This is a genomic window from Borrelia tillae, assembly GCF_055693965.1.
The window spans coordinates 490742-503348 of the sequence record NZ_CM146346.1; the positions used below are offsets into that span (position 1 = coordinate 490742).

Annotated in this window: 16 protein-coding genes and 3 pseudogenes; 18 read left to right on the top strand and 1 reads right to left on the bottom strand. The window is 33.0% G+C overall.

Annotation, left to right across the window (positions count from 1 at the left end):
• Positions 1-2 precede the first annotated feature (2 nt).
• The 4 genes and pseudogenes from lspA to ACWUD1_RS02420 all read left to right on the top strand — a co-directional run bounded on the left by lspA (position 3) and on the right by ACWUD1_RS02420 (position 4571).
• Positions 3-515 (top strand): signal peptidase II, encoded by a 513-nt coding sequence (lspA, locus tag ACWUD1_RS02405; RefSeq protein ID WP_472756262.1) that lies wholly within the window; start codon positions 3-5, stop codon positions 513-515.
• A gap of 238 nt (positions 516-753) precedes the next feature.
• Positions 754-1572, top strand: a complete 819-nt coding sequence (locus ACWUD1_RS02410; RefSeq protein ID WP_472756263.1) for a YmdB family metallophosphoesterase — start codon at positions 754-756, stop codon at positions 1570-1572.
• Between the two features lie 63 nt (positions 1573-1635).
• Positions 1636-2915 (top strand): annotated as a pseudogene (gene murA / locus ACWUD1_RS02415) (UDP-N-acetylglucosamine 1-carboxyvinyltransferase).
• 301 nt (positions 2916-3216) lie between these two features.
• Positions 3217-4571 (top strand): annotated as a pseudogene (locus tag ACWUD1_RS02420) (MATE family efflux transporter).
• 122 nt (positions 4572-4693) lie between these two features.
• Here ACWUD1_RS02420 and ACWUD1_RS02425 read toward each other — a convergent pair.
• Positions 4694-5086: a hypothetical protein gene (locus tag ACWUD1_RS02425; RefSeq protein WP_472756264.1), complete on the bottom strand. Its 393-nt coding sequence runs from the start codon at positions 5084-5086 to the stop codon at positions 4694-4696.
• Positions 5087-5493: 407 nt separating this feature from the next.
• Here ACWUD1_RS02425 and tuf point away from each other — a divergent pair, with 407 nt between their 5' ends.
• The 14 genes and pseudogenes from tuf to rplX all read left to right on the top strand — a co-directional run bounded on the left by tuf (position 5494) and on the right by rplX (position 12606).
• On the top strand, positions 5494-6678 hold the full coding sequence (tuf, locus tag ACWUD1_RS02430; protein WP_472756265.1) for an elongation factor Tu: 1185 nt from the start codon (positions 5494-5496) through the stop codon (positions 6676-6678).
• A 46-nt stretch (positions 6679-6724) separates the two neighbouring features.
• Positions 6725-7036: a 30S ribosomal protein S10 gene (gene rpsJ / locus ACWUD1_RS02435; RefSeq protein WP_472756266.1), complete on the top strand. Its 312-nt coding sequence runs from the start codon at positions 6725-6727 to the stop codon at positions 7034-7036.
• Positions 7037-7071: 35 nt separating this feature from the next.
• Complete coding sequence (gene rplC, locus ACWUD1_RS02440; RefSeq protein WP_472756267.1) at positions 7072-7701, top strand: 50S ribosomal protein L3; 630 nt, start codon at positions 7072-7074, stop codon at positions 7699-7701.
• 1 nt (position 7702) lies between these two features.
• The gene (gene rplD, locus ACWUD1_RS02445) at positions 7703-8332 is read left to right on the top strand and encodes a 50S ribosomal protein L4 (protein WP_472756268.1); all 630 of its coding nucleotides are present in this window, start codon (positions 7703-7705) and stop codon (positions 8330-8332) included.
• A gap of 23 nt (positions 8333-8355) precedes the next feature.
• A complete protein-coding gene (gene rplW / locus ACWUD1_RS02450; RefSeq protein ID WP_472756269.1) occupies positions 8356-8652 on the top strand; it encodes a 50S ribosomal protein L23 in 297 nt (98 codons plus the stop codon).
• Between the two features lie 18 nt (positions 8653-8670).
• On the top strand, positions 8671-9504 hold the full coding sequence (gene rplB / locus ACWUD1_RS02455; RefSeq protein ID WP_472756270.1) for a 50S ribosomal protein L2: 834 nt from the start codon (positions 8671-8673) through the stop codon (positions 9502-9504).
• 9 nt (positions 9505-9513) lie between these two features.
• Positions 9514-9791, top strand: a pseudogene (gene rpsS, locus ACWUD1_RS02460) (30S ribosomal protein S19).
• 5 nt (positions 9792-9796) lie between these two features.
• Entirely contained in the window at positions 9797-10159 is a 363-nt protein-coding gene (gene rplV, locus ACWUD1_RS02465; RefSeq protein ID WP_472756271.1) for a 50S ribosomal protein L22, read from the top strand.
• 3 nt (positions 10160-10162) lie between these two features.
• Positions 10163-10996, top strand: coding sequence for a 30S ribosomal protein S3 (rpsC, locus tag ACWUD1_RS02470; protein ID WP_472756272.1), 834 nt, complete (start codon positions 10163-10165; stop codon positions 10994-10996).
• A 17-nt stretch (positions 10997-11013) separates the two neighbouring features.
• On the top strand, positions 11014-11430 hold the full coding sequence (gene rplP / locus ACWUD1_RS02475; protein WP_472756273.1) for a 50S ribosomal protein L16: 417 nt from the start codon (positions 11014-11016) through the stop codon (positions 11428-11430).
• A 3-nt stretch (positions 11431-11433) separates the two neighbouring features.
• Entirely contained in the window at positions 11434-11634 is a 201-nt protein-coding gene (gene rpmC, locus ACWUD1_RS02480) for a 50S ribosomal protein L29 (RefSeq protein WP_472756274.1), read from the top strand.
• A 5-nt stretch (positions 11635-11639) separates the two neighbouring features.
• Positions 11640-11879, top strand: a complete 240-nt coding sequence (gene rpsQ, locus ACWUD1_RS02485) for a 30S ribosomal protein S17 (protein ID WP_472756275.1) — start codon at positions 11640-11642, stop codon at positions 11877-11879.
• A gap of 41 nt (positions 11880-11920) precedes the next feature.
• On the top strand, positions 11921-12289 hold the full coding sequence (gene rplN, locus ACWUD1_RS02490) for a 50S ribosomal protein L14 (protein ID WP_472756276.1): 369 nt from the start codon (positions 11921-11923) through the stop codon (positions 12287-12289).
• A gap of 11 nt (positions 12290-12300) precedes the next feature.
• Entirely contained in the window at positions 12301-12606 is a 306-nt protein-coding gene (gene rplX / locus ACWUD1_RS02495; protein WP_472756277.1) for a 50S ribosomal protein L24, read from the top strand.
• The last annotated feature ends 1 nt before the right edge of the window (position 12607 follow it).

Below are 12607 nucleotides of genomic sequence, written 5' to 3' on the forward strand. Positions count from 1 at the left end.
ATATGAATATCAATAGAGGAATATTAATTAATAATTTTGTGTTTATTTTCATTTTAGTTTTCCTTGATCAATGGTCTAAGTATTTAGTTGCTAAATATATTGATATAGGAGCTGAATATTTATCTTTTTTTGGAGATTTTTTTAAAATAATACATGTTAGGAATACTGGAATTTTGTTCTCATTAGGTGCTAATATTGATTCTAGTTTGAAGAATTTATTTTTTCTTATAATTCCTATTATTATTTTGATTTTCGTTTTTTGTTTTGCTTTAAAAGAAACTAATATGACAGCACGGATTGCTTTTATATTGATTTTATCTGGTGGTATTGGAAACATAACAGATAGACTTTTTAGGCCTTTAGGGGTTGTAGATTTCTTGGATGTGAAATTTTTTGGTATTTTTGGTCTTAAGAGATGGCCAACCTTTAATTTTGCAGACAGTTATGTTGTTATAGGAATAGCTTTATTTGTAATTTACGATTTGTTCACTAAAAATAAAAGTACTAATTTATGAAAATTTTATATTTTATTTTATGCTCATTGATTAATTTATCTTTAATGTTCTTGATTTTTTTCCTGGAGTTCCTTTTTATTGCTAGAATGAATATTATTGTTTCTTCTGTTTTTCAGTTTATGTTAGTTTTTTTTATGGTTGTTATTGCAATTGTTATAAGTTATTTTTTATCAAATATTATTTTGAAAAATATTATTCTTAAATTTTTTAAGTTGGATCAATAAAGAGAGAGGCCTTGGTGAGTTTGCGAATTTTAATTACTGGTGAAGTTGTAGGTAAACCTGGTATTGTTGTGATAAAAAATTTTTTATCGTCTTTTAAACAAAAGAAGGAAATTCATTTTGTGATATCTGGCAATAATTTTACTACAGGTTTTCGAGGGCTTTGCAAAAGGCATGCATTTTTGCTCAAGAAGTATGGCATTGATGTTTTGACTTTAGGGGAAAATGCATTTGTACGAGCTGGGCTTAGTGATGAACTTGATAAATATAATTTTATTTTAAAGCCTTTAAATTATCCTACCAAATTAAAAGGTTACTCTTATTTTATCTATAATGTTAATGGCAGTAAGCTTGCTGTTATTAGACTTGTTGGACAAACAGGAATTACAAAATATAATTTTAATAGTCCTTTTTTTGCTTTTGATTATTTTTATGAGAAAATTAAGTTACATACTAATAACATAATTGTTCTCTTTGATTCAAATACTACAGCCGAGATCAATGCTATGTTTTTTTATCTAAAATCTAGAGTTAGTGCTTGTTTGGGTATAGGTAAGAGAATATTAACAGCAAATCTTAGAATTTTTGATAGTACTGCAGTTATTACTGATCTTGGTAGAGTTGGTAGTTTAAATAGTGTTATTGGATATGTTCCTAAATTTGAGATAGAAAAATTCGTAAAGGGGTTATTAAGTAATAGATTTACCGAATCTTGGGATGGTCTTGGTTTTAATGGTGTTATGGTTGAGCTTGATGATGGAAAAGTTTTATCAGCCGAAGTCATAAGGGAATTTATTGATTTCGATGGTAGTAATTTTGAGGCTAGCAATATTTAAAAGAATTTCTTTAATTTTCTAAAATTTAAGGTTATATAAGCTTTATTTATTTTGGAGGTTGTGATGTATAGCTATCTTGTAGAAGGCGGTTTTAAAATAAGTGGAAAAATAACAGCTAGTGGGAATAAGAATGCGGCTTTGCCTTGCATTACGGCAGCTTTGCTTACAGATGAAGAAATTATTTTAGAAAATATTCCAAATATTAGAGATGTAGAGGTTATTTTAAATATTTTAAAGGATATAGGAGCTGATGTATTCAGGGAAGGTAATATCCTTAGATCAAGGCCTTAAATGTTGTAACAACCGAGATGAATTCTGCTTTGACGGATTTAATTAGGGCCTCAATTTTATTTGTAGGGCCTATGCTTGCTAGATGTGGTAGAATCGATATTGCCCCCCCTGGTGGAGACATTATCGGTAAAAGACGACTTGATACTCATTTTTACGGACTTGGAAAGCTCGGAGCGAGGCTCAAAGAGGGTGATCGAATTGTTTTAGAGATAAATAAGTTGGTTGGTGCTAAGATGTTTTTAGATGAAGCATCAGTTACTGCCACTGAGAATATTATTATGGCAGCTGTTCTTGCTTGTGGTGAGACTGTGATAATGAATGCTGCATGTGAACCACATGTGCAAGATTTGTGCAATATGTTAAATTCTATGGGTGCTAATATTTCTGGTATTGGTTCTAATATTATTCGAATAAAAGGTGTTAAAAGATTACGAGGAACTAGGTTTCGTATAGGGGCTGACTTTATGCAGGTGGGTTCTTTAGTTAGTCTTGCTGCATTAACAGGAGGCGAGCTTGAAATTAATAAAGCTAATCCTGAAAATTTTGCTTTAATAAGACATATATATTCAAAACTTGGTATTAGTTTTGAGTATGATGATCATAATATATATGTTAAAGGAAAACAGGATTTAAAGGTAAAATTAGATTTCGGGGGACATATTCCCAAAATTGATGATGGACCTTGGCCGGCTTTTCCAACAAATCTTATGAGTATAATGATAGTAACTGCTACTCAAGTTCATGGAACTGTTCTTATTTTTGAAAAAATGTTTGAATCAAGAATGTTTTTTGTGGATAAGCTTATTAAAATGGGCGCTCAGATTGTTTTATGTGATCCTCATCGTGTGGTAGTTACAGGAAAAACTGTTCTTAAGGGAGATTGCGTATCTTCTCCTGATGTTAGGGCTGGTATGTCTTTACTTATTGCAGCTCTTTGTGCTGAAGGCGAGAGTCGTATTCAAAATATTTATCAGATTGAGAGGGGATATGAAAATGTTGTTACCATGTTAAGTTCTTTGGGAGCAAAGATTAAGAGGGTAGAGGAAAAATAAAATTTTTATTTTTGATTTGAGTTTGATTATTTAACTAAAAGTCAATTTCTCTGTATTAAGAAAGACAAACTTATGGATGCTTTTATAAGTGTCTGGGGTTTACAAGTTATTTGTTTGACATATTACGTTCAAATAAAATATTTCGTTTATTATCTCTTTTGGCTGACTTTATAGATGAGGAATCTTTGTAAGTTGCAAAAATTACCATAAACTAATTTTATTTATCTTTTAAATTTAATCGTAAATATTATTATAAAATCTTGCAGTTTTGCCAGTATAATAAAATTTAAGGTGTTTATTTATGTCTGTAAGCAAAACTAGAACTAAGGTTAGGGAATTAATATTAGAAGGTAATGTATGTCGAGTTATTTTAGTGATCAGCTTTCCTATTATGGTAACTAATATTTTTCAGGCACTTTATGAGCTCGTGGATATGTTTTATGTGGGAAAGCTTGGAACTATGCCACTTGCCACCTTGTCTCTTATTGGTCCCCTTAATTTCCTTATTATGGTATTTGGTATGGGAATGGCTATAGGAAGCATGTCGTTAATGTCTAAATGTATTGGGGAGGAAACTTTTGCTAAATTTTCCAAATATGCAGGCCAATTAATATTTTTAAATTTTATGTTATCCTTGCTTGTTACAGTTTCCTTTTTGATATCTATGGATTTTATTTTAGATGCCATGAATGTAAAAGGAGAGCTTAGAGGACTTGCAAAATCTTATTTTTATATTGTGATTTATGCTGTACCTGTAATGTTTTTAAGTGTTTCTGTTATTTACATATTAAATTCTCAGGGAGAAACCTTAATTGCAATGATATTAATTTTGGTTGCAAATATTATCAACTTTGTTCTTATCCAATCCTAATGTTTACTTTTGATTTAGGTATTGCTGGTGCTGCTTGGTCTACCCTTTTTTCGAAATTGATGACAGTTGTGTCTTATTTTTTCTTTACTTATAAGTTAAATTACGGCCTTAAAGTTCATTTAAGGGATGTTATTCCAGATGTCGCTCTAATAAAAAATATCATTAATTTGGGACTTCCAGCAGCTTTTGGGCAGGTTATGGCTTCTCTTTCGTTTTTGATTTTTAATTACATTGTAATTAAAATTAGTCCAAAATTCTTAGCGGCTTATGGTATGTCTAATAATATTATTGCTTTTTTGCTTCTTCCTGGAGTAAGTATTGGTACTGGTATTGTTTCAATTGTTGGACAAAATCTTGGCGCAAAAAAAGTCCATAGGGTGGGAGACATATTAAAAAAGGGATTTTTTGTTACCTTAATAGTAATTTCGGCAATCGCTTTATTTGTGATCTTTTTCAGGGAGGCTATAATAGGAATCTTTACAGATGATCCGGAAGTTATTGGTTATGCTAATAATTATTTGTTATTAGCGTCGATTGGAACTATTGGGTTTGGATTGCAGCAAGTTTTCTTGGGAGGATTGGTTGGGTCAGGTCTTACAAAGGTTGTTATGATAATTGTTTGTATCCGTCTTTGGGTTGTTCGATTGTCAGCTGTCTTTATCTTTCAATATTTTGGCATCATAGAGAACTCTTTAGGATATGCTTTTGTAATCTCAAATTATGTGGCTTTAGGTATCTTTTTATGCTTAACTTTGACTAGATATTGGGAAAAGCATAATAGGTAAATTTGACCTGGTTTGTGTGTTAGTTTAATTGCAATTGCATAATAGATGAGTGTGTGAGGCAATAATTAAGAATCTAATCTTAATTACCCCTTAACTATATGATTATATGGAGCAGCCTTAAATCAGTCTTGTTTTAAAAATATATGAAACGTATTTTTTTGTTTTTTATTGATATTGATATTTACTTTAAAAGTTTTTTCTTCTCCTGACTTAAGTCCTCCGTTAATTATGTAACCAGTTTTATTTCCTTTTTTGAAAATAGCTAATGAATTTGGTTTTATGTCTGTTGTTTTGTTGTTTTTAAGAGTAATAATTAATTCATTTTTATTTTTGGTGGTATAAAATCTTATGATTTCAATCTTTTTTGTATTTTTTTGAAAACTGATAATATAAACGATCTCTTTTGCGGTTTCTTTTGATTTTACAAAATTGTTTTTTGTGCAGCATATAATTATAGATATAATTGATGGTATAATAATATTTAATAGTCTAGTTTTTAAAGCATTTTGAGACATCTTGTTATTGTATTATGATTTCGTAAATATCAAGTTTATTATAACCTTTAGTTATAAGTTTTAAAATAACTTGTAAATTTTGATATTCATATTTTTCAACTTAAGTCATTTTGAATCAGGTTTTTACAATGTATTGCTTGTTTGAAATAAATTTTATATTGATAGTATGAAGTGTATTGACTATATTCTAAATAATATGTAAACTAACTAAGTTGTTAAGGATTCTTTTAGAAAAACACGGAAATCGGGTCAATTTCTAAGAAATTATGTTTTTTTAATATGATAATTTTGCATTGTTGTTATAATCTTATTATCCTAATAAAGAAACAAAATAGGATTCTTAAAGTAAGAGTTTTGAAGATATAGATAGGTAAAGATTTAGAATACAAATTTTTTGGAGGTGATTCATGGCTAAGGAAGTTTTTCAAAGAACAAAGCCGCATATGAATGTGGGGACAATAGGGCACGTTGACCACGGTAAAACAACATTAACTGCGGCTATTAGTATTTATTGTTCAAAGGTCAATAAGGATGCTAAGGCGCTTAAGTACGAAGATATTGATAATGCACCTGAAGAGAAGGCTAGAGGAATAACAATTAATGCTAGACATATTGAGTATGAGACCGCAAATAGGCATTATGCTCACGTTGATTGTCCTGGACATGCTGATTATATTAAAAATATGATTACAGGTGCGGCTCAGATGGATGCTGCAATATTATTGGTTGCTGCTGATAGTGGGGCAGAGCCTCAAACAAAAGAGCATTTACTTCTTGCACAGCGAATGGGAATAAAGAAGATAATAGTATTTTTAAATAAATTAGATTTAGCAGATCCTGAACTTGTTGAACTTGTTGAAGTTGAAGTTTTGGAACTTGTTGAGAAATATGGATTTTCTGGTGAAACGCCAATAGTAAAGGGTTCAGCTTTTGGGGCTATGTCAAATCCTGATGATCCTGAAGCTACCAAATGCATAAAAGAACTTCTTGACACTATGGATAATTATTTTGATCTTCCTGAGAGAGATATTGATAAACCATTTTTGCTTGCAGTTGAAGATGTTTTCTCTATTTCTGGACGTGGTACTGTTGCTACTGGGCGTATTGAAAGAGGTCTTATTAAAGTTGGACAAGAAGTTGAAATTGTTGGAATTAGAGAAACTAGAAAGACAACTGTTACTGGTGTTGAAATGTTCCAAAAAATTCTTGAACAAGGTGAAGCAGGGGATAATGTTGGTCTTTTACTCAGAGGTATTGATAAAAAGGATGTTGAGAGAGGTCAAGTTATTGCTGCTGTTGGTACAATTACGCCCCATAAAAAGTTCAAGGCTTCTATATATTGTTTAACTAAGGAAGAAGGTGGAAGGCACAAGCCATTTTTTTCAGGCTATAGACCACAGTTTTTCTTTAGAACAACAGATGTTACAGGTATGGTTAGTTTAGAGGGTAAGGAAATGGTTATGCCTGGAGACAATGTTGATATTGTTGTAGAACTTATATCTTCAATTGCTATGGATAAAAATGTTGAGTTTGCTGTTAGAGAAGGTGGTAGAACTGTTGCTTCAGGAAGAATTCTTGAAATATTAGAGTAGTGTGGGTTTTAGAAGATTTTATATCTCTAAATTTTAGGAGAATAAATTGGTTACTAAAGATAAGATACGGGTAAGGCTATTTAGTTTTGATGTTAAGATATTAAATCAAAGTGCTGAATCTATTGTTAGGGCTGTTCAAAAGTCTAAGGCACAAATTAAGGGTCCTATTCCTTTGCCGACAAAAGTCAAAAAATATACTGTTTTGCGTTCTCCTCATGTGAATAAAAAATCAAGAGAACAGTTTGAAATGAGAACTCATAAGAGGCTTATTGATATTTTAGAGCCTACTTCTGCTTTAATGGACTCTCTAATGAAATTAGAGCTTCCTGCAGGAGTGGAGGTTGATATTAAGCAGTAAATAGATTTTTTAAGTTATGAATTTGAGGTGTTTTAATGTTGGGATTGATTGGAAAAAAAGTTGGCATGACGCAGGTCTTTCAAGGCAATGGGGTTGTAGTTCCTGTGACTGTGATAGAATTTGAACCCAATTATATTATAGGAAAAAAAACGGTAGAAAGAGATGGATATGATGCCTTGATAATGGGTTCTGTTGATCTTAAGAGTTCTAAGATTACAAAACCTATAAGAGGTCAATATAAAAATCTAGAGAATGTTGAGCCTAAGAGATACATTATAGAATGTAGGGGTCTTAGAGGTTATGATGCTGGTGATGAGGTTGGTCTTGATGCTTTCAGAGAAATTAAGTATGTGGATATTACTGGTACCACTAAGGGCAAAGGTTTTCAAGGCGCTATGAAAAGGCACAATTTTAGTGGGGGCCCATCTTCTCATGGTTCTAAATTTCACAGACATCTTGGTGGTACAGGTCAAGCTACTACGCCTGCTAGAACTTTTAAAGGAACCAAGATGTCTGGTAGAATGGGTGGTGAGCAACAAACTATTCAAAATCTTGAAGTTGTTTTTATTGATGAGGAAAAAAGAGCCCTTTTGGTAAAAGGAGCTGTGCCGGGAGTGAAGGGTTCTTTTGTTATTGTTAAAAAGGCAAAAAAAGTGGGTGTTTAGTATGGAAAGAAAAGTTTTTTCTAAGGATGGACAAGAACTTCGAACTATAGATTTAGAGGATAGAGTTTTTAATATCGATATTAGTTATGGTTCTATATATAATGCTATTAATAATGAGCTAGCTAATCTTAGAGTTGGGACAGCTTCAACTAAGACTAGGTCTGAGGTTAAGGGTAGCTCAAAGAAGCCTTGGAAACAAAAGGGTACAGGACGTGCCAGGGTTGGTACTAAGAGAAATCCAGTTTGGGTTGGTGGAGGCGTGGCTTTAGGACCAAAACCGAAGGATTATAGTTATAAACTTCCAAGGAAAGTTAAACGACTTGCTTTTAGATCTGTTTTAAGTTTATGTGCATCTGTGGAAGATAGATTGCAAATTATCGAGAATTTTACTATTGAATCAGGAAAGACGAAAGAGCTTGTTTTGATAATGAAAAATCTTATTAAGACTAGTGGTAAAACAGTAATTTTATTGGGGAATGATGATCAGATGGTTAAAAGGGCAGGAAGAAACATAAGGGATTTGAAAATTTTATCTTTTAATAGACTTAGAGTTGTTGATTTGTTTTATGCCAAAAATTTAATAGCACTTGAGTCTGCTGTTGATGGACTTAATGAGCTTTATGTTAAATAAGATATAGATGTAAGGGAAGAGTTATGAAAGCTTATGATATAATAATTTCGCCTATGCTTACTGAAAAAACTAATATTCAAAGAGAGAATATGAATGTTTATGCTTTTAAAGTCAGGAAGCAAGCAAATAAGAAAGAGATTGGTGCTGCAATTAAAGAGCTTTTCAATGTTACTCCAATATCATGCAATTTGCTTAATGTTAAGAGCAAGGTTAAGACGGTTGTGTCAAGAAAGGGGTATCCTATTGGTAAGGGGAAGACTTCTTCATGGAAAAAAGCGTATGTGTATCTTAAAAAAGAAGATAAGATAGATATTTTTTAATGGTTTTGGAGAGAGTATATGGGTATTAAGACTTATAGGCCAAAAACTTCATCTTTGCGTTATAAGACAACTTTATCTTTTGATGAGTTAAGCAAGGGTAATAAACCCTTAAAGTCTTTAACTAAAGGGAAGGTATCTAGGGCTGGAAGAGATTCTTCTGGGCGAATTAGTGTTAGAAGAAGAGGTGGAGGACATAAAAGGCGGTATAGGGAGATTGACTTTGGCAGAAGGGATAAGTTTGGCATACCTGCTCGAGTTATGTCTATTGAGTATGATCCAAATAGAAGTTCTAATATAGCTTTGCTTTTTTACAAGGATGGAGATAAGAGATATATTATTGCTCCTAAGGGTATTAAAGTAGGTGATATTTTGGAGAGTGGTCCTGCTGCTCCAATAAAAGTGGGCAATGCTTTGCCACTTGAAAATATTCCTGTTGGTAAAACAGTGCATAATATAGAGCTTAATGTTGGAAAAGGTGGGCAGCTTGTAAAAGGTGCTGGAGGTTATGCGATGGTACTTGCTTCGGAGGGAGATTATGTAACAGTTAAGCTCCCATCAGGTGAGATGCGCATGATTTTTAAGAAATGCATGGCTACTCTTGGAGAGGTTGGCAATGAGGATTATATGAATGTCTCTATCGGCAAAGCTGGTAAGAGCAGGTGGCTTGGAAAGAGGCCTAAGGTAAGAGGTGTTGCTATGAACCCTATTGACCACCCACATGGAGGTGGTGAGGGAAAGACTTCTGGTGGTCGTCATCCTGTATCTCCTTGGGGGCAGCCAACTAAGGGATATAAGACTAGGAAGAAAAATAAGTACTCAGATAAATTTATTATTAAGAGAAGAAATAAGTAGGAGCGTATAGTGGCGAGATCTATTAAAAAAGGACCTTTTATAGAAAAAAGTCTTTATCAAAAAGTTTTGGCTTCTTCTAGCAGAGAAAAAAGGGTAGTGATTAAAACCTATTCTAGGGCCTCAACAATAATTCCTGAAATGGTAAGTCTTACTATATCTGTTTACAATGGGAATCCTTTATTCCTGTGTATATTACTGAGGATCTTGTTGGGCATAAGCTTGGAGAATTTTCACCTACAAGAATTTTTAGGGGCCATGCTAAATCGGACAAGAAGGGAAGGAAATAGGGCTTATGGTTATAAATAGAAGATATACTGCAAAGGGTAAAAATTTACCATCTTCTCCAAAGAAGGTGAGGCCTATAGCTGATAATATACGAGGCAAGTCTTATACTGAAGCTGTTGCAATACTTTATTCTATGCCCAATAAGGGAGCTAAGCTTTTGGGCAAGGTGGTCAAATCGGCAGCATCAAATGCTATGTATCATAATAGGAATCTTTCTGAGGATATGATTTTTGTAAAGACAGTAATGGTAGATGACGGCAGGCGACGTAGGAGTATTTGGCCTAGAGCTAGAGGTAGAGCAGATAGGCTTATTAATAGAAGTTGTCATATTTTTGTTGAAGTTTATGAAAAGATGTATGGTGGAGAATAAGATATGGGTCAAAAAGTACATCCTTACAGTTTAAGAATTAAGATTAATAGGGATTGGAAATCAAAGTGGTATTTTGATAAAAAGTTATATTCTGAAATTCTTCACGAAGATTTCTTAATAAGACGAGAAATTATGAAGTTTCTTCAAGGAATTAGGTTTGATATTTCTGATATAGAGATTATTAGAAATAATCTTCAAAGAGTGACGGTGGTTATTTCTACCCCAAGGCCTGGTTCTGTTATTGGAGTTAAGGGTGCTAATCTTGAGAGAATTGGGCAATTATTAACTAGGAAAATATCTAAAAAAATTAATATTAAAATAAAAGAAATTAAGAAGCCAGAATTTGATGCTCAGATTGTTGCCAATGGAATAGCAAAACAGTTAGAAAATAGAGCTTCCTATAAGAAACTTTTAAAGTCTGCTCTTTTATCTTCTATTTCCAAGGGCATTCAAGGTGTAAAAATTAAAGTTGCAGGCAGACTTGGTGGGGCTGAGATTGCGAGAAGTTTTGAAGTTAAAGAGGGACGAGTTCCTTTGCATACTCTTAGAGCTAATATAGATTATGGTTTTGCTGAAGCTCAAACAACTTATGGTGTTATTGGTGTTAAGGTTTGGTTGTTTAAGGGAGAAGTTTTAGGTAAGCAAACTATTTCAGATGCTGGTCAGGTTATTAACAGAAAGTCCCCAAGAGATAGAAGTGAACATTTTGAGAAAAGTGGTAGGATAGATGATAGGGGTAAGAAGGTTATAAATGACGATAATTTTTCTAAAGAAAAACTAGAACTTGGATCTAAGTCCAGTAAAGATTTAAGGAAGAAAAGTGGTTTTGATGTCTAAAATTAAGGAGCGTTTAAATGTTAAGTCCTAAGAAGGTTAAATATAGGAAGAAGCAGAGGGGAAGACTTTCTGGGGAGGCTCAGAAGGGTAATGAAATATCTTTTGGAGAATATGGACTTGTTTCTCTTGAGACATATTTTATTACCGCAAGGCAAATTGAGGCGGCTCGTGTTGCTATGACTCGTAAAGTTAAAAGGGGAGGTAAGGTTTGGATTAGGATATTTCCGGATATTCCTTATACCAAAAAGCCAGCTGAAACTAGAATGGGTAAAGGCAAGGGGGGAGTTGATTATTGGAATGCTCCTGTTAAGCTTGGAACCGTTATGTTTGAGATGGCTGGAGTTCCTAAAGAGCTTGCTGAGTCAGCTATGATGCTTGCTAGTTCTAAGCTTCCGGTTAAAACTATCTTTGTAGTAAGGCGAGATTTGAGGTGAATTATGTTAAAAAAATTTAGAGATCTTAGTCTTGAAGATATGAAATCCAAGAGATTAGCTTTAAAAAAGGAATATATGGACTTAAGATTTAAGGCTGTGGTTGGTCATGTTGAAAATCCTTTAAAAAAAAGAGAGCTAAGGCGAGATATTGCAAGGCTTAATACAATGATTCATGAATACGCAATAGGTATTAGGAAGGTTTAATTGTTATGGCAAAAGAGAATAAGAGAGAGCTAATTGGAAAAGTTATTAGTGATAAGATGAATAAGACAATAGTTGTTGAGATTGTGCAAAGAAAAATGCATCCTATTTATCATAAGTACTTAAAGGTTAGTAAAAAAGTTAAGGCTCATGATGAGAAAGAAGAATCAAGAATTGGAGATAAGGTAAAGCTTATTGAAGCCAGGCCTATTAGTAAAGAGAAGAGATGGATGCTGGTTGAGATCTAGAAAAATCAAAGTAATTCCAATATTTATATAGGAGATTAATTATGGTACAGATGCAGACATATTTAACGGTTGCTGACAATACGGGTGGTAAGATAGCTCAGTGCATAAAGGTTCTTGGTGGTAGTAAAAAACGATATGCTAGGGTTGGAGACATAATAGTTATTGCTGTAAAGCAAGCAATTCCTAATTCACCTGTTAAGAAAGGGGATATTCATAAAGCTGTAGTTGTTAGAACATCGAAAGAGATAAGACGTAAGAATGGTACTTATGTTAGATTTGATGATAATGCATGTGTTATACTTGATGCCAATTTGAATCCAAGAGGTAAGAGAGTTTTTGGGCCTGTTGCAAGGGAACTAAGAGATGCTAATTTTATGAAAGTTGTTTCATTAGCTTCAGAGGTAATATAAGGGGTTATTTTATGAAGACGAAGTTGAAAGTAGGCGATAATGTGAAGATTATTTGTGGCAAGGATAAGGGGAAGACGGGTAAAATTATTAGTATAGATAGGAAGAATCTTAAGGTTATTGTTCAATCTTGCAATATAGTTAAAAAAGTTATCAAGGCAAGAACACCTCAAGAGAGGGGCAAGATAATTTCAAAGGAATCACCTCTAGACATTTCCAATGTAATGTTGTTTTCAAATGGGATAACTTCAAGGATAGGAATTAAATTTGAAAGTAATGAAAAAAAGAGATTCCTTAAAAAGAATGGGGAGAATGTTTAGA